The sequence below is a fragment of the Shouchella xiaoxiensis genome, assembly GCF_016907895.1.
In the GTDB taxonomy this organism is placed as follows: Bacteria; Bacillota; Bacilli; order Bacillales; family Bacillaceae_D; genus Shouchella; species Shouchella xiaoxiensis.
Map to the genome: position 1 here is coordinate 130,179 of NZ_JAFBCV010000007.1, position 20,629 is coordinate 150,807.

Annotated in this window: 20 protein-coding genes; 5 read left to right on the top strand and 15 right to left on the bottom strand. The window is 41.5% G+C overall.

The annotated features are described in order from the left end of the window. Positions 1-11: 11 nt before the first annotated feature. From JOC54_RS12320 to JOC54_RS12330, 3 genes are all read right to left on the bottom strand, one after another. Complete coding sequence (locus tag JOC54_RS12320; protein WP_204466549.1) at positions 12-803, bottom strand: SDR family oxidoreductase; 792 nt, start codon at positions 801-803, stop codon at positions 12-14. Between the two features lie 61 nt (positions 804-864). After that, positions 865-1,686, bottom strand: a complete 822-nt coding sequence (locus JOC54_RS12325) for an alpha/beta fold hydrolase (protein ID WP_204466550.1) — start codon at positions 1,684-1,686, stop codon at positions 865-867. A gap of 86 nt (positions 1,687-1,772) precedes the next feature. Beyond that, positions 1,773-2,453, bottom strand: a complete 681-nt coding sequence (locus JOC54_RS12330; RefSeq protein WP_204466551.1) for a MerR family transcriptional regulator — start codon at positions 2,451-2,453, stop codon at positions 1,773-1,775. Positions 2,454-2,572: 119 nt separating this feature from the next. Between JOC54_RS12330 and JOC54_RS12335 the strand changes: the two genes are divergently transcribed. Further along, entirely contained in the window at positions 2,573-3,073 is a 501-nt protein-coding gene (locus tag JOC54_RS12335) for a GNAT family N-acetyltransferase (protein WP_239586700.1), read from the top strand. 34 nt (positions 3,074-3,107) lie between these two features. On the opposite strand, the gene JOC54_RS12340 is transcribed toward JOC54_RS12335, so the two are convergent. The 6 genes from JOC54_RS12340 to JOC54_RS12365 all read right to left on the bottom strand — a co-directional run bounded on the left by JOC54_RS12340 (position 3,108) and on the right by JOC54_RS12365 (position 8,714). Further along, positions 3,108-4,214, bottom strand: coding sequence for a hypothetical protein (locus JOC54_RS12340; protein WP_204466553.1), 1,107 nt, complete (start codon positions 4,212-4,214; stop codon positions 3,108-3,110). Between the two features lie 569 nt (positions 4,215-4,783). Beyond that, positions 4,784-5,482, bottom strand: coding sequence for a glycerophosphodiester phosphodiesterase (locus tag JOC54_RS12345; protein ID WP_204466554.1), 699 nt, complete (start codon positions 5,480-5,482; stop codon positions 4,784-4,786). A 45-nt stretch (positions 5,483-5,527) separates the two neighbouring features. Beyond that, entirely contained in the window at positions 5,528-6,406 is an 879-nt protein-coding gene (locus tag JOC54_RS12350) for a carbohydrate ABC transporter permease (protein WP_035419352.1), read from the bottom strand. Positions 6,407-6,419: 13 nt separating this feature from the next. Continuing rightward, positions 6,420-7,367 (bottom strand): ABC transporter permease, encoded by a 948-nt coding sequence (locus tag JOC54_RS12355; RefSeq protein WP_204466555.1) that lies wholly within the window; start codon positions 7,365-7,367, stop codon positions 6,420-6,422. An 18-nt stretch (positions 7,368-7,385) separates the two neighbouring features. Further along, positions 7,386-7,916, bottom strand: coding sequence for a glycerol-3-phosphate responsive antiterminator (locus JOC54_RS12360; RefSeq protein ID WP_054794320.1), 531 nt, complete (start codon positions 7,914-7,916; stop codon positions 7,386-7,388). Between the two features lie 6 nt (positions 7,917-7,922). Further along, a complete protein-coding gene (locus JOC54_RS12365) occupies positions 7,923-8,714 on the bottom strand; it encodes an HAD-IIA family hydrolase (RefSeq protein ID WP_204466556.1) in 792 nt (263 codons plus the stop codon). A gap of 423 nt (positions 8,715-9,137) precedes the next feature. On the opposite strand from JOC54_RS12365, the gene JOC54_RS12370 reads away from it, so the two are divergent. Then, positions 9,138-10,751 (top strand): extracellular solute-binding protein, encoded by a 1,614-nt coding sequence (locus JOC54_RS12370; protein ID WP_204466557.1) that lies wholly within the window; start codon positions 9,138-9,140, stop codon positions 10,749-10,751. Positions 10,752-10,789: 38 nt separating this feature from the next. Here JOC54_RS12370 and JOC54_RS12375 read toward each other — a convergent pair whose 3' ends face one another. Further along, complete coding sequence (locus JOC54_RS12375) at positions 10,790-11,518, bottom strand: glycerophosphodiester phosphodiesterase family protein (RefSeq protein WP_367617800.1); 729 nt, start codon at positions 11,516-11,518, stop codon at positions 10,790-10,792. A 98-nt stretch (positions 11,519-11,616) separates the two neighbouring features. Continuing rightward, entirely contained in the window at positions 11,617-12,453 is an 837-nt protein-coding gene (locus JOC54_RS12380; RefSeq protein ID WP_204466558.1) for an AraC family transcriptional regulator, read from the bottom strand. A gap of 115 nt (positions 12,454-12,568) precedes the next feature. Here JOC54_RS12380 and JOC54_RS12385 point away from each other — a divergent pair, with 115 nt between their 5' ends. Beyond that, positions 12,569-14,059 carry a UxaA family hydrolase gene (locus JOC54_RS12385; RefSeq protein ID WP_204466559.1) on the top strand — a complete coding sequence of 497 codons (1,491 nt, stop codon included), beginning with the start codon at positions 12,569-12,571 and terminating at the stop codon, positions 14,057-14,059. 18 nt (positions 14,060-14,077) lie between these two features. Next, positions 14,078-15,541 (top strand): tagaturonate reductase, encoded by a 1,464-nt coding sequence (locus JOC54_RS12390; RefSeq protein WP_204466560.1) that lies wholly within the window; start codon positions 14,078-14,080, stop codon positions 15,539-15,541. Positions 15,542-15,578: 37 nt separating this feature from the next. On the opposite strand, the gene JOC54_RS12395 is transcribed toward JOC54_RS12390, so the two are convergent. Then, the gene (locus JOC54_RS12395) at positions 15,579-16,028 is read right to left on the bottom strand and encodes a hypothetical protein (RefSeq protein ID WP_204466561.1); all 450 of its coding nucleotides are present in this window, start codon (positions 16,026-16,028) and stop codon (positions 15,579-15,581) included. Positions 16,029-16,184: 156 nt separating this feature from the next. Between JOC54_RS12395 and JOC54_RS12400 the strand changes: the two genes are divergently transcribed. Beyond that, the gene (locus tag JOC54_RS12400; protein WP_204466562.1) at positions 16,185-17,636 is read left to right on the top strand and encodes a spore germination protein; all 1,452 of its coding nucleotides are present in this window, start codon (positions 16,185-16,187) and stop codon (positions 17,634-17,636) included. A gap of 52 nt (positions 17,637-17,688) precedes the next feature. On the opposite strand, the gene JOC54_RS12405 is transcribed toward JOC54_RS12400, so the two are convergent. Genes JOC54_RS12405 through hpaB form a run of 3 tightly spaced genes read right to left on the bottom strand, consistent with a single transcriptional unit; the run spans position 17,689 to position 20,626 of the window. After that, positions 17,689-18,147, bottom strand: coding sequence for a flavin reductase family protein (locus JOC54_RS12405; protein ID WP_204466563.1), 459 nt, complete (start codon positions 18,145-18,147; stop codon positions 17,689-17,691). Between the two features lie 15 nt (positions 18,148-18,162). Next, positions 18,163-19,146 carry a 3,4-dihydroxyphenylacetate 2,3-dioxygenase gene (gene hpaD / locus JOC54_RS12410; protein ID WP_204466564.1) on the bottom strand — a complete coding sequence of 328 codons (984 nt, stop codon included), beginning with the start codon at positions 19,144-19,146 and terminating at the stop codon, positions 18,163-18,165. Between the two features lies 1 nt (position 19,147). Continuing rightward, positions 19,148-20,626 carry a 4-hydroxyphenylacetate 3-monooxygenase, oxygenase component gene (gene hpaB / locus JOC54_RS12415; RefSeq protein ID WP_204466565.1) on the bottom strand — a complete coding sequence of 493 codons (1,479 nt, stop codon included), beginning with the start codon at positions 20,624-20,626 and terminating at the stop codon, positions 19,148-19,150. Between the last annotated feature and the right edge of the window lie 3 nt (positions 20,627-20,629).

The following is a 20,629-nucleotide window of genomic DNA, read 5'->3' on the forward strand; positions in this document are numbered from 1 at the left end:
AAAGGAAAGATCTAAAGCGCTTTTACAAGTCCTCCATCAACAAGAAACGCTTGTCCCGTTACATACGTATTTGCCCCTGAACATAGAAAGACAGCTTGGCGCGCGAATTCTTCCGGTTCCCCGTAACGCCCGATAGGGATAGCACTCTGCTCTCCTGCCTGTACGTCTTCAAAAGTTTGTCCTAAACGTTCGGCTTTTTTCTGGTCAAGCTGCGCGAGCCGGTCAGTTGCAATTCGCCCCGGACCAAGTGTATTAATAAGAATATGATCTTTTGCTAACTCTTGAGACAAGCTTTTCGCCAGCCCAACAACTCCAGCTCGAAACGTATTCGAAAGGAGTAAGTTGTCGAGTGACTGCTTAATCGATGACGAGGCAAAGTTTAAAATATGACCGCCTCCTTGCTCACGCATATGTGGAATGACCTCTCGAATGGCTCGAACATAACTTAGCAAATTCAATTCAAATGCTGCCTGCCAATCATCATCACTGAATTGATCAAATCCTCCTGCCGGTGGTCCGCCAGAATTATTTATGAGCACATCAACAGAACCATGCTTCTCTTTCGTGTAAGCGACCACCTTTTTTACATCATCTACTTGTGTGACATCACAAACATGATAATCGATCTGAGCCTGCACGTTTTTTTGTTTAATCTCAGCTGTTGTTTTTTCTAATTCTTCAACGTTGCGACTCGTAATAACGACCTTTGCTCCTTCTTCAGCAAACAATTCGGCCGTCGCTCGACCAAGACCCTTACTTGCTGCCATAACAATAACTGATTTCCCTGCTAAATGTAGATCCATCTTCATTCCTCCTCGCCTTCTTTTTCAAGTGTAAACTTTTTTTTAGCGCTCTTCGAATGATTTACTCAGCCTTTACCGAATGCTCTTTAATGAGCTGAATCATCCGTTCAGCGTGCAGATGGGGAATCATATGTCCAGCGCTGTTTAATTGATGACCTTTAGCGTGAGGAAGCTCGGACATTAAACGTTTTGCCTGTTCATTTACACCAAAGGGATCCTGCTCACCAGTTAGAATAAATACAGGTGTCTCTATTCGACTATAATGTTTGCTTTCCTTGAAAGCACTTTGTGCAAACAGTTGAACATCTTGCCGATTCGCGAGAAACTGTTGTTTTGTCAATCCGAGATTATAGACAAGCCTCCCGTAGTTAGAAGGGGGCTTTTCCGGAGCAAACGTCGCTTTTAGCATTCCATTTGCTAAAAACCAACCAAAGAAAGTAGAGCATATTGCCATTAAAATAAGCTTGCCAATAACCGGTACTGCAAGAAGTGTTGAGACTGGCTCCCCGTGTTCTGCAGGATAACCCTCTTTATAAATAGCTGCTGCTACCAGAGCAACGCCCTTCACCTCATTTGGATATTGCCTTGCGTACGAAAGTGCCATCGCCCCACTCCACGAATGGGCAACTAAAATTGGATCTTTTATGTTTAATTTGCTCAGCGCTTTTTTTATAAGGGCAGCTTGTTTTTCTGGTGTCCATAACCGGTCATCCCGCTTACTTTTTCCATAACCGGGTCGATCAAATGCAATAGCTTGGAACCCAGCATGACTTGCAGCTTTTATACTCTCTGAAAAATCATCTGCACAAAGAATAGCTCCGTGTAAGAAGACTAGAGGCTGCCCACTTCCTTCTTTTAGATAATAGAGTCTCAATCCGTCCACCGATACACTCTCCCTCTGTTTCAGTGAAGGTTTTTGTTTTTTTATTGGCATAAAGAAAATGCAACAGAGTAAGATGATGCAAATCGTTAGTAATAGCATGATGTTGCCTCTTTCCAAAGCGAAACAATAGGTGCTGGTATTGGATAACAGCCCAAAGTCGCCGAGATATTCCCATTATAAAGCAGCTTATAAAGCTCTTTTATTAAACGTTCATCACCTCCACATAATTTACCTATCCATTCATTTAGTCGACTCCCTAAGTCATGCATTTGCATTAAATTGGATTGGTCAACTGATTTTGAATGATTAATTAACAGAAGAAGCGACTTGGTTTCGTTTGAATCATCGCATAATTTAGGTAAAATAAATTGTAATCGATCAAGCTCCTTGACCGGATCCTCGGTTTTCTTAATCAACTCAAGCAGTAAATGCCAGTTAAACTGACCCTCTATTTTATGGATATGAAGAAGCCCATTAATTGTCTCTTCCATTTCCTTCAGCTTTTCCTGCTCTCTTTTAACCACTCTTAACTGTTCTTCCAGTACATTGCTGGATTGTAGCTCAAGTAGCGGTTTCATTCGCTTTAATGAGAAACCCATTCTTTTAAATAACTGAATTTTCGCTAATGTCAGCACTGATTCTTCACAATACAATCTGTGCTTTCCCTCTGACAGTTTATCCGGTGTTAATAAATGAATTGCATCATAATGTCTTAACGTTCTCGTTGTAACACCTGATTTTTTAGCAAGTTCTCCAATGGTCAGCATGTCATCCCCCCTCCATTCCATTATAAAAGTTTACCTAACGTCAAAATCAAGTATCTTTTTAAAAGGATTTGCGCATTATCTATTGAATGGTAAGTAAAGCTACTAGGGAGGGCTTGAAATTGTTCAATCATTTAGAGAAACTACACATCCGCCCAATCGCTCTCGCGGATTATAAAACGGTTTTATCATGGAGTAAGGATGAACTTTTTTGTACCGCAAACGGGTGGGAACGAAACAGAGATGCGATCGAACTCTATCAATGGTGGCAACACTGTGTCACCAATACAGCCGACGATTTTATCCGAAAGGGTCTTGAATACGATGGCGAGCTTATTGGCTACGCCGACCTCGCCTGTATAAAAAATGGACGCGCCGAAATTGGCATTGCGATTGGCAAACGAACATTATGGGGAAATGGGATTGGATCAGCTGCTGCTAAGATTATAATGAATGATGCTTATGTGAACTTAGGAATAACGGTATTTGATGCAGAAACACATGAAGCTAGTATTCGTTCAAGAAAGATGTTGGAGAAGATCGGGTTTAAAGAAAGAAGCCGCCATGGTTCTGAAGCTTATTTAGGTGTAATCAGCACGCTTATTCAGTATGAATATAAATAAGAACGACAGCCTCCGTATTGGGACTGTCGTTCTTTTAATTTCTTGCAGTAATTGATTTAACTAAAATCGATCCGTCTTCTTGTTTTATTGTATTCAGCATAATCGGATCCCCGTTTGCAAACTCCTGTTCAAGTTCCTGGGTCTGCACTTGCTCAGACAAATCAAAAATCACTTGCTGGTGCGGGATGTATACAACAATCGCACGCTTTTCTTCACTCGCATAGTGCAAGAAGTTAGCTTCAATGAATTCAGATAGATCACCTTTATCAGGTATATATGTTATAAAATAATTAATGAGTTGATTTTCTTCTCCAGCAACGACGAAATAAACGCTAACCGCCATTCCAGGCTCGATTTTATTAATCGATTTCTCACCATTGTTCACAAACCATTTCGGTCCATCCTCTGTTTCCAACGCAAACCGATTGTCTTCTACATATAAGACTTTTCCGTGGTTATTCCACTGAATCGCTGCTTGCGGTTGCTCTTGATCAACAGGTTCATTTTTCTCTTCAGCTGTTGTCTCTTCTTCATTACTCGCCGTTTGCTCATCTTCCAATCCATTGTTTTCTTCACTTACTGGCTCCTCGCTGTCCATTTCTCGTTGGTCGACTTCTTTTTCCTCAATCTCTTGCGCCACTTTTTCTTCACCAATTTCAGTGCTTTCTTCTTGCACTACTTCTTTTTCTTTCTTTGCTACGTCAGCGTCTACTTTTTCAGCAACACTCGCTTTTGCGTTGGTTTCCGCTGGAGCTAACTTATGATTAATTGATGGCTTAGTTGTTTCATTATTAGCTGTATATTCGGTCTTATCTGACCGTATAGGGTTTGATTTTGACTCTTCAGTTGTATTCTTGAAACCATACACTTTTACTTCTTGATTCAAATCATCGTTTTCATAAATTGAATATAAATAATAGGGACTTTCTTTCTTTACAACGGAAACAGTTTGTTTTTTTTCTACTAATTGCCCAGCTTCCTGATTAATCGTCTCTGGAACCTTATAAGCAGCAGCTGCCGATGCTTGAACACACCCAGCTAGCCCTAATGCCATCGTTGAAATAGCTCCTGTGCGCGTTAATTTAATCCGCTTTGCCCGTTTACTAAGACGCACTTTTTCAACTCTTGATAATGTGGTCATCGCTTCTCTCCTCTGCAAGTTACCTACTAATTGTATCCGCTAATCTACCTACAAAATCATAGACCTTTATAAAAGCTGTTTCAATAGTCCGGAGACCATAGTCTTAAAGTCTAGTTGTAAAATAACGAGAACCAACCAACTTACAAAAGGGTTTTATGTTTAATAATGGATATTATTGTTTATGAATTTTTATTTTCCTACATATCTTTCTCTTTTTTTCTATAGTTCTTAGGATCTATCTTGACAAAAAATATCTACAATTAACTTTTGAGTTCGTCTCAGGTGATAGAACTAGTTTACTAGAATTGAGAAATCCTTCTATTACTGTATTCTTCTTGCCTAAAACACCGTAGTGTTTCCTCTTAAATAAAAATCAAACTCATTCAATTCCTTATAAAGGAATTAGCAGGGCTATTTATACTGATTCAAATCTATCATTTCAACTGAAATCAGTCCTATTACTCCCTACATTTAAAAAAGAATTTTAATTTATACGATTAACTTCAGAAAGAAGTGGGTATACAAAGAGTTTAAAAAACGTCTTGGCTACAAGCCAAGACGTTTCAAACTTATTTCATATAGTGCGCATTAAAAGTTTCTAGCTCATTAACTGTACACCAAATCTCAGGATAGCGCTTCATTTGCAAACAAGCTTCCTTTGTATCAACCGGCCAAACAATTAGTTGGATATCCGCTTGTTTACATTGCTCCGCAAACGGCTCTGTTAAGTGTTGTAACTCCATCGCAAGGGACGTTGCACCTATTTCATGTATTAAAGGAAACAGTTCATCCGTTGCTTTCGCTTTAATCAGTCCGAGCTCCAACTCTGGGGCAATTTCCCGCATCCGCACGATCGCTTGGTGATTAAACGAATTCACGTAAACGTCCTTCACCATGTCTTTTGCTACCACTAAATCGTACACTTTTTGTTCAAGACCAGCATACAAATCATTTGGTTGCTTTAATTCAATCGCCACTTTAACTTTACCCTTGGCAAAATCAAGCGTTTCTTCAAGCGTAGGAATTCGTTCATCCTCGTTCATCTTGAGCTCTTTTAATTGCTTTAATGTATGCTCAATAATCGGTCCTTCACCATCTGTTGTTCGGTCAACGGTTTTATCGTGCATAATAACAGGTACCCCGTCTTTACTCAAATGGACATCAATTTCTATATGAGTAAAACCTTGATCAATACTTGCCTGATAAGCTGTTAGCGTATTTTCTGGAAATTTTGCTGAATAGCCTCGATGCGCTATTGTGCGTGTCATGGGAATACACCCTCTCTTTTAATTTAGTACATTCTATATAAAGCTTTACCCTTTAATGGACCCAATCATCACGCCTTTAACAAAGAAACGTTGCAAAAACGGATATAAAATAAGCATTGGTAAACTCGCAACAATAACAACAGCATATTTAATTCCTTCAACCGTCATCGCATGGGCATCCAAGGTTGAATCACTAACCTGAACCATATCGGAAAGCTGGTCTTGAATTAACATTTCCCGTAAGAACAATTGAAGTGGAAACAAGCTTCGATCGGTTAAGTAAATTAATGCATCAAAGAAGGCATTCCATTGGCTGACACCGTAAAATAAAATCATTACGGCAATAACCGGTTTTGACAAAGGCAGTAAGATTTTAAAGAGGTATTGGATATTTGAGCAGCCATCTAGTTCTGCCGACTCTCTTAATTCAACTGGGATATTCTGAAAAAACGTTCGAATAATAATGACGTTATAGACGGAAACAGCTCCAGGCACGATGACCGCCCAGATTGTGTTGAGCATTCCTAAATCTCTTACAAGTAAGTAAGTAGGAACCATCCCTCCACTGAAAAACATCGTAAACACAAGGAAAATCGTTAATGCATTTCTACCATAAAAATCTTTTCGACTTAGCGGATAGGCAATCATAATCGACAATGCTAAATTTAATGCTGTACCAAGCGTTGTATACAGAAAGGTATTTCGAAAACCAATCCATATATCTTGGTTATTAAAAACTCGCAGATACGAATCAATGGTCGGGTTGATTGGGAATAACCATAGTTCTCCTCTTAAAACGGCACTTGGATCGCTAAAAGATGCACTAAGCACATAAACAAGTGGATATAGTACGATTAACGTAATCAAACCTACCAGTACATAGACGCTTATACCAAAGAAACGATCGCCTGCACTTTCTCTCATCCCTAACACCTCCCTACCATAGACTTGTCTGACTCGTTTTCTTTGCCGTATAGTTAACTAGAATCAACAGGAAAAAGTTAATGACTGATTCAAACAATCCAATCGCTGCTGAGTAACTATACTGAGCCCCTGCTATCCCTGTTCGGTAAATATGTGTTGCAATAACGTCTGACGCTTCCATATTTAATTGATTTTGCATTAGAAATACTTTTTCAAAACCAACGCTCACAATGCTTCCTGTTTGTAAGATTAATAGAATGATAATAGTCGAGCGGATTCCGGGAAGATTGACATGCCAAATTCGCTTTAGCCGACTTGCTCCATCAATTTTGGCAGCTTCATGCAGCTGTGGATCGATTCCGGCAAGCGCTGCTAGATAGATAATTGAACTCCAGCCCATCTGCTGCCATACCCCTGAAAACACATAGGTGGTCTTAAACCACTCAGGTTCGGTCATGAAGGAAATCTCCGATAGCCCGAATAAACCAAGAAATTGATTCACTATTCCTGAAGGCGATAGAAGAAGGAAAAGCATACCGACAACAACTACAGTTGATAAGAAATGAGGGGCATACGTTACGGTCTGAACAAAACTCTTCGCTTTTTTAAGTCGTATTTCATTAATCAATAAGGCGAGAATGATAGGAATTGGAAAACCAATCGCTAAATTATAAAGACTTAGTCCAATCGTATTTGTAAGTAAACGGTCAAAGTAAAAGCTATTAAAAAAGCGAGTAAAGTGCTCAAAACCGACCCAAGGACTTCCCCAAATTCCTTCTATTGCTATAAAATCTTTAAAAGCAATTTGTACCCCATACATCGGGTAGTATTTAAAAATTAGAAAGTAGACAATAACAGGCAAAACAAGTAAATACAGATCCCAATTGCGTCTAATCCGATTGCGTCTCAACTGCTTAGGATTGTTTACCTTTCTACGAGCCGGTTCCAACTTGCTCTCCATCTTTACGCCCTCCTTTTTTTAAATAATGCTTGCTGATACAGCTATAGCTCCAGCTTGAAGTGCTTGATTCATTTCATCCTTTGTTTTAAATAAACCTCCTGCAACAATTGGCACCTTGGTCATTCCGACCAAATCTTTAATCACTCTTGGCATTAAGCCAGGCATCGCCTCCACCGCATCAGGTTTAATTTTATTAACAGTCTGCACCGCCTTCTCTAATGCATGGCTATCAATTAAAAAAACTCGTTGAACCGTTTTTAATCCACATTTCTTTGCCTGCATAATGGACTGGCTTCTTGTGCTAATAATGCCATCAGGTGCGATCACTTCTGCGACATACTTCATTCCATCTGCGGTATGACAGGCGATTCCTGAAATTAAATCAACGTGCACAAATACCTCCTTGCCCTTCTTCTGAAAATGATAGACTTGGTCAGGTAACAAGTGCATATTTCCTGTCAGTAAAAAAATGGTACTTAAATCAGACTGCAAGCATCTCTCTTCTTGATGTTCATTCGTGATGGCATGGATGAATGGTTGGTTAAACATTCGGCTTTACCCCTTTATCGTTTGATAGACCTCACGAATAGATGGAAAAACAGTTGTAGGTGTCTGAACCGCATGCCTGATTTGTTCGACGGATGTAACTCCTGAACAGACAAGCACAGAATCAATTCCTAATGCATTGCCTATTCCAATATCACTTGCTAAGGAATCTCCCACAATAACAGCCTTCTGCAGATTGTTCCCCGTGCGATGACGCATCGCTTGCTGCATCCAACTTGACGGTTTACCAACAACAACTGGATCTTTGTTTACATGCTGGAGTACGCGCGCCAATGATCCGGTGTCAATGAGAAACCCGTCTGGATGAGGACACAATAGATCTTCATTTAGCAAGATTAACTCAGCCCCTCGCTGCATAAGCCAAAACCCTTCCTGCAGTTGGCTGTATGTTAGGTCAGGAGACATCCCCAGAACAACCGACATTTCGGTTGGATGTTCAGTGCTGTCTTCAACAACTGAAAAACCTGATTTACAGAGGTCTTCCTTTATCATCTTTGACCCCACAACAAACAATTTCCTGTCGCCCTTATGCCTAAATCTGATGTACTCCTTAAGCCCCGCAACCGGTGTAATTAGCTGATCAAACGAGACCGATAGTCCCAGATCTTGTAAATACTTTGCTAATACCGTTCTGGAACGCACAGGATGATTTGTCAAAAAAAACACCTGCTTGTCTTGTTCATATAGATAGGTAATCAAGTCTGCTGCTTTAGGAAGCAGGGCTTTCCCATGTATCAGCGTTCCATCAAGATCAAAGAAATAATGGTCGTAATGCCTCATCTCATCCTCCTTTTCCACAGAAAAAAACCCTAATAAATGCAGGCAACCTAAACATAAGGCCAGCAGTTATTAGGGTTTTCTCAATGGACTCCACCCAAGCTATAGTATTCATTATGACATTTTCTTGTAAAACAAATATGAATGCCAAGTAATGATTTTGTTAAAGAAACATTTGGTCGTGAATATCTATAAAAGATAAATGAATGCGCTTTCTTTGTCAATGTTTAAATTAAAATAATTTACAATATATTTATTTTTTTGTTATTGACTTTTCAGTTTGTTTATTTAATACTTAGGTCACTACAGCTTCATATGCGGGTGGAGTCGACCGGAGAAAACCCTAATGAACGCCAATAGATATTGGCGTTCATTAGGGTTTTTTCTATTGCGTATAGGCTGTAGAATATCTTTGAAGTAAGGGAGATGCAGACTTTGAAAAAAAGATTAACGGTTTTAACTTCAGTCATTGCATTAGGTGTCATTAGTGCCTGCTCAAATTCAGATGATGCTTCTAATCCAGACAGCAACAATGCAGATTTAGTAAACGAAACCGGATTTCCAATTGTCACTGAGCCAATTGAGCTGACTTTTTTTACTGGAAAATCAGAACCAAATACAAATAACTTTGAAGAAACGTATGTCTGGAGCACCTATGAAGACATGACTGATATGAAGATCAACTTTCAATTAAATTCATTTGATGGTTTGTCTGAACGAAGAAACCTTGTTTTAACAAGTGGTGATTACCCCGATGCTTTCTATTCAGCGCGTTTAACATCAAGTGACCTTGCTACTTATGGTGAACAAGGGATTTTGATTGCCCTAGACGAGATGATTGAAGAATATGCACCAAACTTCCATGAAGCGCTCGAGCAGCATCCAGACATGCGTAAAGGATTAACGATGCCAGATGGACATATTTATTCCATTCCTTCTTACTATGACCCTAGCTTCTTACCAATGTTGATAGGTGTTCCGCTTTGGATTGATGAAGAGTGGCTAGCCGAGGTTGGGATGGAACGACCAACAACAACAGATGAGTTTTATGAATTTTTAAAAGCAGTTAAAGATCATCCAACACTTGGTGAAGGAGACGCCATCCCCTTTTCTGGAACGAATATAACAGAAGTACGTGGACACCTTCAAGGCGCTTGGGGTTTTGGTACCAGGGGGGTCGGTCATAAGTTTATTGACATTGATCCAGACACAAATGATCTTCGTTTCTTTCGAACAGAAGACAAATACAAAGAGTTTCTTGAGTACTTGAACAAGCTCTACACAGAAGAGCTGCTTGACCATGAAGTGTACACGCATGACAGCACACAACTTCTGGCAAAAGGAGCTGCGGGACGACTCGGAGCGGTTATAACAAGCAACCCTGAATCGCTCATGAATCAAGATACCTTCTCTGGTGGCGAGGCACTTGAAGGGCCTTATGGTGATAAACTATACAGTCATGTAAAACCACCGCTTATCCATGTAGGCGCTTTTGCAATTACCAATAAAAATGAGCATCCCGAAGCGACATTGCGCTGGATGGATCATTTCTATAGTGAAGAGGGAGCTACCTTTTACTTTATGGGTGAAGAAGGAAATACGTTTGTAGAGAACGATGATGGCAGCCTTGATTTTACCGAGCTAATTACCGACAACCCCGACGGTCTAACGCAAGACCAGGCACTCGCAAGCTATGTGACTTGGTTAGGGGGAAGCTATCCTGGCTATGTGCAGGAACATTATTTCAAAGGTTCTGAAACACTGCCCAACGCTGTAGAGAACGGTGAAATGGCTCAACCCGACGTTGTCGAAGAGGTTTGGAACGGTTTTAACTACACAAGAGAAGAACAGCAGTTTAGAGATTCTGTTGGGGCTGACCTTGAAACGTTTATCAATGAAACAGAAGATGCCTTTATCACCGGGAGAAAATCGTTTGACGAATGGGATGCATATGTAGAACAAGTGGAATCGCTTGGTCTGGAAGAGTACATGTCCATTCAAGCTGAGGCGTATACCCGCTACCAAGAGGCAGACGAATAAAGAAAAGGTTCTTTGCTTTAGGCAAAGAACCTTTTCTTTCACTCATTTCTTAAAGCAACGGCTTTGGCTGGAAAGTCCGTCATAATGGCCGCTACACCAAGTTGAAGCAGCTCTTTTATCTCACTTTCTTGATTTACCGTCCAAACTCTTACTTTTTTCATCAGACCAGCTTGTTGAAACTGGTTTGATTGACGCAGCGCAATTGCTTTCGCCAGATGAAAAGTCTCTAGCTCAAACGTTGCCAGATAATCGCTTGGATATGGAATTTCCTGCTCAAGTAGCAAGGCAACGGAGACTTCCGGCTGAATTTCCTTTAATCGAATTAGCAAGGGCAGATGGAATGAAGAATAAATCACCTTAAGCGTTTCTTGAAATGGAGCTACTTCTTTCAGCACAGCCTTCTCAATGCCTAGCCGCGTTGCTAGATTTGGTTTTAATTCAATGTTTAATTCAATTTCATATGGCGTAATTAGTTCAAGTACTTCTTTTAATGTTGGAATTTCAATGTGTCCTGCTGTTTTATGTGCAAACTTTCCTCCTGCATCAAGCTTCTTTACTTGTTCCAACGTTAACTCATGCACAGATCCAGTTCCGTTCGTTGTTCGATCAACGGTCGCGTCATGAATGACGACGATATGACCATCGCTCGTCATTTGCACATCTAGTTCAATTCCCTCTACCCCTGCTCTTATCGCTTCAGCGAAACTTTCCAACGTATTTTCTGGATGGGTTCCCATCGCTCCTCTATGTCCGTAAATGGCTGTCACTTTTTTATCTGTCTCCCTTCACTGGAATCTCCTATTCATTTTCCCATACATCTAATCTAAAATCCTTGCCTTTACAAAACTTTAATCTTCCAGCCGTTTTACTTTTTTAGGATACGGTTTTCTTTTCGATAAGAATGCGGCGTCATGTCCGTCAGTCGTTTGAAACTCCGGTAAAAATGAGGGAGGCTAGAAAAACCTGAGTGATAGGCAATTTCTTCAATCGTATCACCCGTCTCCATTAATTTTGATTTAGCAAGGCTAATTCGCTTCGTTAAAATGTAATCAAACACAGTTAAACCGACTTCCCGCTTAAACAACCGACTTAGATGAGCGGTTGTGACATTCTCTCTTTTAGCTAACTCGTCTAAAGAGAGAGGCTCACTAAGATGTTCTTCTATATAAGCAAGTAAGCTTCCAAATCGACTCATTCGCGGTTGGAGTCGATCTTCAATTGCGAAACGGTTTAAATGCACAAAAATTAGCTGCACGAACGCCATCATAGCTTGCACATGCCCTAATGCCTGCTCCGTTTGTTCTTTATGCAATTGATCGAGCAAATATGTACAGTGCGCTTGCTCAGTTAAATGAAACTTGTATTGCTTCGTTTGATTCGCTAAGTGAATAATCGATGCCTCGTAGTCGCTCGATTCGGCAAACAAACGCGGGTGAAGGTAAAGAACATTCGATAAAATATAATGAGGTTTATCAGGTATACCGCGGTGTATTTTATTACTTGGTATGATAAAAACATCCCCGGCCTTCGCAGGAAGAAGTTGCGAATCAATTAAAAACGTTCCTGAACCTCCGAAAACAAAAATTACCTCATGCCAGTCATGCAGATGATCGGGTAGCTCTTCCTCAGTCGGTTTGTTCTGGTGATAAGATAAATAAAGAGGTCCTTTCATTTGTCGTCCATACGATTTATTTATAGCCAATTTATTCAGACCTCCCTAATCAAAATAAGGTATAAAACAGTCAATGTAAGCAATTACAGTTACCTTTTTTAAATGATACACTTTTTGTAACATTTAAAAAAGAGGAGAACTTGCGATGAATAGTGTTTTACAGATTCATAATCAAGATAATGTCCTTGTTACACTTCGTGATATTAAAGAAAATGAATCTTTTTCAATTGCCGGCACAGCAATAACAGCTACAGAGGATGTTCCAAAAGGACATAAAATAGCGCTCAGGCCAATTGACGTGAACGAAACCATTCTAAAATATGGCTATCCAATCGGACATGCAACAAAAGCAATAAAGCGTGGAGACTGGGTGCATACAGAGAACCTAAAGACCAATTTAACAGGAACTCTATCCTATACGTATAGCAAACCAACTCAAATGCAGCCAACACCCTCTTCTTCGCTTACTTTTTCTGGTTATCTTCGTAAAAATGGCGACGTAGGTATCCGCAATGAGATTTGGATTCTCAACACGGTCGGTTGCATTAATAAAGTAGGTGAGCACTTAGCAAAGCTAGGGAATACAACGCTCAATGGTGATTCACTTGACGGAGTCTACCACTTCCCTCATCCGTTCGGCTGCTCACAGCTTGGCGATGATTTAACTTACACACAGAAAATACTGGCACAGCTCGCTAACCATCCGAACGCAGCCGGAGTACTAATTCTTGGTTTAGGATGTGAAAACAATTATATTGAATCCTTCAAACAAGCATTCCCACATTTAGACGAAGAACGCTTGCGTTTTCTAGCCGTCCAAGACGTTGATGATGAAATGGAACAAGGTTTGCTTCTGCTTGAAGAGCTGGCCGTGTACGCATCCCAATTCAAACGCGAACCCGTCCCTCTCTCCCGTTTAAAAGTCGGTTTGAAATGCGGCGGATCAGATGGATTTTCTGGAATTACCGCCAACCCTCTCGTTGGAGCCTTTTCAGACCATCTCATTTCTCATGGAGGCTCGACCATCATGACTGAGGTTCCAGAGATGTTCGGAGCCGAAACCATTTTATTAGAGAGAGCATCAAGCGAGGAAATTTTTCATAAAACAGTTTCCCTCGTTAATGATTTTAAAGATTACTTCATGCGCTACAATCAGCCAGTCTATGAAAACCCATCCCCCGGAAACAAACAAGGTGGCATTACTACCCTTGAAGAAAAATCATTAGGCTGCGTTCAAAAAGGCGGATTTTCTCCTGTTACCGATGTGCTCGACTACGGTCAAAGCGCTACACGAAATGGATTAAACCTTGTTCAAGGTCCAGGTAATGATTTGGTTTCCGTGACTGCTTTGGCTGCGGCAGGTGCCCACATCGTCTTGTTTACAACTGGCCGTGGCACCCCATTTGGTGGCCCTGTTCCGACGTTGAAACTTGCAACAAACAGCACATTATACGAGAAGAAAAAACATTGGATCGATTTTAATGCAGGCGTATTAATGGAAAACACAGAGATGGAAACAGCTCGCGATAGCTTGTTTTCCCTTGTAGTAGAAATTGCTGAAGGGACCAAACAAGCTCGGAACGAAACATATAACTTCAAGGAAATCGCCATTTTTAAAGACGGTGTTATTTTATAAGAAGGGACGGATCCCCAATTGACTAAAAAACCACTGCTTACCTATCAGGATCAACAGCAGCCTTACCCGGAAACAATCGTTCAGTTTGGCGAAGGAAACTTTATTCGAGCCTATTTTGACTGGATGATTGACGGGCTGTTAAAAAAAGGGCTTTATCACGGAAAAATTGTTTCAATTCAACCAACCCCTCGGGGAAAGATTGTGCCTTTACTCAACAAACAACAGGGCTTGTTTACACTTATTGAACGGGGCAAGCTGAACGGAACCGACATCAATCAATCAACGCTTATTAGCTCAATCCAACGTGGAATTAATCCTTATGAAGAGTGGGATCAGGTGCTCGCACTCGCCAGATCAACAGACATTCAGCTGCTTGTTTCCAATACAACAGAAGCAGGGATCACGTATGAGCAGGAACCATTCGATCCTAGCATCAGTCCCCTATCTTATCCAGGGAAGGTTACGGCTTTTCTCTATCACCGCTATCGTCATTTTTCCGGCAGTAGTGAAGCAGGACTAATTGTGGTCCCTCTTGAACTGATTGAAAACAACGGACAGCAGCTAAAGGAAATTGTGCTTCAGCTGGCAATAGACTGGCGGTTACCGGAAAGCTTTTCACTCTGGATTGAAGAAGAAATTGATTTTTGTAACACGCTTGTAGACCGAATTGTCACAGGCTATCCTGATCAACCGAACGTATTTCAGCTTCCATACAATGATGTTCTTTTAACTGTAAGTGAGCCTTATCATTTTTTTGCGATTGAAAGTCGAACTGCAATTGAAGCGATCCTTCCTTTACAAAAAGCAGGATTCAACGTAGCTTACGGTCATATCGCTGAATACCGCACGTTAAAAGTCCGTATATTAAATGGCGCACACACAACCCTTGCGGCACCGTCTCTTTTATGCGGTCTTTCCACCGTAAAAGAGGCCATGGCGCATCCGCTCCTGCAAGTATTTGTGGAACAAGCATTAGTACGAGATATCCTTCCATCAATTGATCAAGACGATGAACGGAAACATCGATTTGCGCAGGAAACGCTAGAACGATTCGCAAATCCCTATATGGAACATCAATTCAGCGCCATCGCCATGCATTCTTTATCAAAATGGGAAGCACGCGTCTGGCCAAGCGTCAGTGAACAATCTAACGACCATTTAGCCCTATCTCTAGCCGCATTGTTACTGTTCTACCGCACCGTCGCCAAGGCAGAGGATGGTAGCTGGTATGTAACCATTAATAATAAAAAAATAGCTATTCGTGACAATGAACAAGCACTGGAAAATATGCAAGCGGAGTGGCAGAAACAAGTGCCAATTACTACTATGATCTCAGCTTTATTAGAGGCAGATTGGCTGTTTCCAACCATTTCTGATTTCCCTACTTCTTTTAAGAAGAGCGTTATTCACTTAAGTGGTCTCATAGAAGCTAATGGTATTGTCGCTACTCTTGAGCAAACTATTGAACCGATAAGTAAATAAAAGAGGAGACCGCTTTTTTGCGGTCTCCTCTTTTGCCTTACACACACTGAAAACTGGCAATTCGATTCGTATCAATGCCAAAATAAATCCAACGAAAGAATACCCAGCGATAACCAGCAACTGATTGGCGTCCCACATAGGTTGGATAGAACCAAAATTGCTCACCGCTGTTTAGGCGCATATACGTGTAGCGGTACATACAGCCGCTAATTGCGCCTGGATCAACCGCATACACACCTGCTTGCGCACTCAACTGCGGTGCCGTTGCCGGGGGTGGACCACTTGGTGGACCAGCGGAACCTCCTGGGCCTTCTTGCGGTGGCGGTCCACCTGGAAAACCCTGCCCGCCTTGACCAGGAGCGGGGAAAAAACCTGAACCACCAGGACCCGGAAACCCTGGACCTGGGTACCCTGGACCACCTGGACTATCTCCTGGCTGAAAAGGGGGGAAGAATGGCGGGCTAAATCGGTATGGATATGAATTCATGGCACAACCTCCTTGATCATCTATGCTCTATACTACGCACATGCCCAGAGAAGGTGCTTGAACATATACCCTAGATATAAATGGATCTTGTGGTGAATACATCACTTCCTTTTTTTACATACTACAATCATCTTATAAAAAAGGGCGTCTTTAACGATGACGACACTAACGACTAACCTGCAAAAAAACGTTGATTTAGTTAAACAGCCTTTCAATCACTCTGAAAGCATACAATCATTATCCATTCAAGTCGGCTCTGAGATCGAGGGAGTTCTCCTTTACTTAGAAGAAACAGTAGATGAAAAAAAAATTCACTCATTCCTGTTAGAACCCCTTCAGCTCCTGCTAGACGAAAAACTTTCATTTGAACAAATTAGCGAAGTCATTCGCGACGGAAGTCCATTTTCAACTCAATCGGTACAGAGCTGCATTGATCAACTACTTAATGGCCGCGTTGTCTTATTGTTTGCACATTCATCAGCTTATGTCATGAACTGTTCAAACTGGCAAGTTCGTGTTGTGGACCAGCCACTCAGTAGCGGTGTTTATGAAGGGCCAGCATCGGGCTTAACAGAAGACATCTCCATTAACTTAAATTTATTACGCAACTATTATCGAAGCAGTAACTTAGCAATTGAGCGCTTTTTAGTTGGCGGCGCTGCAAAAAAAGAAATGGCTGTTCTTTCTGTTAATGGCACAGCGGATACCAAGCTTGTTGAAGAAGTGATTTACCGGTTAAAAAGCGTAAAAGCCAATCAATTCATCATAAATCAGCTCACAACGGACTCACTTGAGGGAAAAGGGTTTTTATTTCCACGAACGATGTCGATTGATCGGCCTGATGCGTGTGCAATGGCCCTCTCACAGGGAAAAATCATCGTTCTTGTTGAGGGATCACCTTTGGCAGTAATCGCGCCAAGCATCCTTTATCATTTTTTTCAAAATCAAGACGATTATCTCTCTGATTTTGGTCGATTTGGTGCTCGTCCTTTACGCTACGCTTACTTTTTTATTTCTACCTTCATCCCAGCAATTACCGTCGCCATTGTTCAGTTCCATTTGGATTCCATGCCGAATCGCTTATACGAACAGTTAGAAAAGACGCATGACACGCTTACACCCTTTACGATTGAGTTGTTGTTTGTCATTCTTTTAATGCAGCTTATTATGGACGGTTCATATAAACTTCCTGGAAATGCGATTTTTGCCGTCACCTTTATCGGAACGATGCTTATAAGTGATGTTGCAACTGAAGTGAATTTCTTTCACCCAGTTACAATCGTCATTATCGGCATATGTTACATAACAAGCTTTCCAGTCTTACATCGGAGTTTATTGTCACCCATTTTCTTCAATCGAATTTTATTGATGCTGCTTGCACATTTTCTAGGCTTTGTGGGGATTTTTATTGGTTCTGCTTTCTTGTTTGTTAACGCAGCACGCTTAAACTCGGTAGGTGTCCCATACTTATATCCTTTTCTGCCTTTTCAACCTGAACGTTGGAAAGACACAGTTTTTCGTCCTGGTTTAGTCAGAGTACTGAATCAACCTAATCGTTTGCCCTTTGACAAAAACAGAGCTGTTGCCGGAAGGAAAACAAACATTTAACTGTATCCACCATAAAAAAAGAACCAATCAACTTCTTTGATCGGTTCTTCTTTTATGAAATCATGCCGTATTTCCCTGAATAGAACGTCAGAGGATCTGCATCTGTTACAACAATATCTCTCACCTTTCCTATAAATAAGGTGTGATCTCCTTGAACGCTCGAATCATAAACATCGCAGGCAATGTTCGCAAGCGCTTGGTCAATAACGGGAAGTCCAGCAAATTCCGTGAACTGCGCAGCTGTTTTATCGTTAATTTGTCCTGCGAATTGTTTCGAAACGTTTTCTTGTGCATAAGACAGAAGATTAACTGCAAAAACACCCGAACGCTCAATAAAGCCTTTCATTTTTGCCTTATTTCCAATCGAAATGAGGATAAGCTTCGGGTCTAATGAAACGGACATAAACGCATTTGCAGTCATCCCATGTACGTCACCCTCGACTTCTGTTGTAATGACAGTAACACCTGTCGCAAACTTACTCATTGCTGTGCGAAACAAACGATCATCCATTTGTCGCATCCCCTCCTAAATCACAAATTGTGGCTTTCCTTGTTTTAATACTGGTGTATTCACTTCAACTGGCTTTTGTGTCTTAACATCAAGTACGATCGACGCTTCATTAAACCAGCTATCCGGCGCTTCATGCCCCCAGAAAGTCCCTCTCATCGGGTCATTGATCCCCCACCGAATTGGTTTGAAATCTGGATCACTTGTTAAATAGTCGCCATTGTATAGTTCAATTCTGTGCCCGTCTGGATCACGGACATATAAGAAAAAGGCGTTTGATAAGCCGTGTCGACCAGGGCCACGTTCGATGCTTGGGGAATAACCCTTTGCTGCTAATACATCACATGCATGAATCAGAGCAAGTGGATCGCTTAACCAAAAACCAACATGGTGTAAACGAGGACCTTTTCCATTCATAAACGCAACATCATGGACAGAAGGCTTCCGATGTAACCAAGCCGCCCACACTCGCTCCTCTTCCGTAGCTGTATACTCCGAACAAGCAAAGCCGAGCTTTTCTGTATAAAAGGCATAGGCTTTTTCTACATCTCTGACCATGCAGTTAAAGTGATCAATTCGCTGCACGCGAGCACCTTTATATAAATCGTAACGTTGTAATAAACGCTCGACTCCGTCCATCTCGGCGTAGTATTCAACCGGTAGACCGGATACATCTTGCACACGGAGCGTGCGGCCAATCGCTTGCTGAGCTCCTTTTTCAATCCATATCGGCTCTAGCCCTTCTACTAGGCATTGTTCATGAAGTGCGTCCAGATCAGAGTCAGTATAGACTTTATAACTGATCGCCTCGATTGCGGCTTCCTTTTTCTTTTTCAGTAGTAATGAGTGATGATTATGTTCTTCCAACCCTCTTAAATACATCTCTGTTTCCGTTGATTCCGTTTCAATGAAACCTAAACTTTCTACATAAAAGTCTTTTGCCTTTTCAAAATCCGTTACGTGAAGCACCGCACGACCTGTACGAATAATTTCTCCGCTCATCTTATGACCCCCTCACAAGTGTCGGTTTCACACCTGGTATACTCTTTAAAAATTCGTCAACCTGTGCTTTGTATGACTCTTTTTCAAACCCATCAAAGTAAGCCATCCCCATCCGAACTGGATCTCCAAAGAAGTAGTATTCATAGTGCATTTGTCTGCTTCCGAACGCACTCATCGTCATATCCCATGCAAGGCGGAAAAGCTGTACTTTCTCATATCCTTCCATGTTCTTACCTTGTAGCCCGCGGTTAAGAATATCCCCAATTTCTTCGTTATGAAAGTCCGCCTCTGTCGGAATTCCCATCAGGCCTGAAGCACCCAGTACTCGTAAAATTTCGTTCAAGCGCGGATATACGCGCGGATACCAGTTACGGGCCGCGTTTAACGCTTCAAAATTCGGTGTCATCGTTCCCCATTGATCGAGTTTGGCAGTCTGCTCTGCACGATACAAATGAGACTTCATTGCTTCAAGCGTGAGCATAATCTCCGTGCCCTTGTCTTTAACATGCTGGAAACCGTCAATACCAATTGCATCCATTAGTTTTAAGACAACGCCTAGTAAAAACTCTGTTTTCACGACGTTCTTCGAAACAACTTGATGAGACATATGCACAACCGCGTTCGTATCGCGGAACGTCCGATTACAGATTGATGAATTTCCACAGACGAAAACGCGGTCCCAAGGTACAAAGACATTTTCAAACGATACAATGGCATCTCCTTCTTCAAAACGAGCAGACATCGGGTGATCCCAAGCATTCTTCCCGTAATCAAACGACTCACGACTCAAGAACTTCAAGCCAGCCGTATTGTTTGGAATCGCAAACGCCAGTGAATACGGATCGTCAAGTTCTCCCGCTGGTTTAACAGTCGAAGGAAACACAAGGATTTCGTCTGTAATTCCTCCTTGCGTCGCTAATAAGCGAATTCCGTTTACAATTATGCCGTCTTTCTGTTTTTCAACTAAACGAAGCGCCACGTTCGCATCTTTTTGTTCATGCTGTGCTTTTGCTCGATTCACTTGCGGGTGAATTAGCGTATGCGTTAAACTGATGTCATTTTCCCTAGCAAAATCATAGTAGCGCCGGGCATTATCAGCAAAACGCTGCTCATCTTCCGCAAAAAGGTCGTTCGAAACGCCCATCGCCATCACTTCAGCATTCAAATAATCCGGAGAACGGCCCATCATTCCACCAGAAATTCGCGCCCACTCTTGAATCGCTTCACGACGACGCTCAAGATCCTCAATCGTCTTAGGACGCAGAAACGTCATGCCAACTTGATCGCCCGTTTGCTCTGAGGTGTACAACATCTTCTCTTTTTGCTCGAACTGTACGTCATACAGCTTCGCCATCGACTGCACGACATTTTTTGTTGCCGCATGAGTCGTGACATCATCAATTCGTTCGCCGTGCATGTATACATTGTTTTTCGCTTCTTTTAACCGGTCGATATACTGCTGTCCTGTTTTTGCTGGCAAAGA

Bases quoted from the DNA above. Each gene is read 5' to 3' on its own strand.
- JOC54_RS12320 (WP_204466549.1), bottom strand. From the start codon at position 803: ATGGATCTACATTTAGCAGGGAAATCAGTTATTGTTATGGCAGCAAGT.
- JOC54_RS12330 (WP_204466551.1), bottom strand. From the start codon at position 2,453: ATGCTGACCATTGGAGAACTTGCTAAAAAATCAGGTGTTACAACGAGA.
- JOC54_RS12340 (WP_204466553.1), bottom strand. From the start codon at position 4,214: ATGACCACATTATCAAGAGTTGAAAAAGTGCGTCTTAGTAAACGGGCA.
- JOC54_RS12345 (WP_204466554.1), bottom strand. From the start codon at position 5,482: ATGACACGCACAATAGCGCATCGAGGCTATTCAGCAAAATTTCCAGAA.
- JOC54_RS12350 (WP_035419352.1), bottom strand. From the start codon at position 6,406: ATGAGAGAAAGTGCAGGCGATCGTTTCTTTGGTATAAGCGTCTATGTA.
- JOC54_RS12355 (WP_204466555.1), bottom strand. From the start codon at position 7,367: ATGGAGAGCAAGTTGGAACCGGCTCGTAGAAAGGTAAACAATCCTAAG.
- JOC54_RS12360 (WP_054794320.1), bottom strand. From the start codon at position 7,916: ATGTTTAACCAACCATTCATCCATGCCATCACGAATGAACATCAAGAA.
- JOC54_RS12365 (WP_204466556.1), bottom strand. From the start codon at position 8,714: ATGAGGCATTACGACCATTATTTCTTTGATCTTGATGGAACGCTGATA.
- JOC54_RS12370 (WP_204466557.1), top strand. From the start codon at position 9,138: ATGCAGACTTTGAAAAAAAGATTAACGGTTTTAACTTCAGTCATTGCA.
- JOC54_RS12385 (WP_204466559.1), top strand. From the start codon at position 12,569: ATGAATAGTGTTTTACAGATTCATAATCAAGATAATGTCCTTGTTACA.
- JOC54_RS12395 (WP_204466561.1), bottom strand. From the start codon at position 16,028: ATGAATTCATATCCATACCGATTTAGCCCGCCATTCTTCCCCCCTTTT.
- JOC54_RS12400 (WP_204466562.1), top strand. From the start codon at position 16,185: ATGACGACACTAACGACTAACCTGCAAAAAAACGTTGATTTAGTTAAA.
- JOC54_RS12405 (WP_204466563.1), bottom strand. From the start codon at position 18,147: ATGGATGATCGTTTGTTTCGCACAGCAATGAGTAAGTTTGCGACAGGT.
- hpaD (WP_204466564.1), bottom strand. From the start codon at position 19,146: ATGAGCGGAGAAATTATTCGTACAGGTCGTGCGGTGCTTCACGTAACG.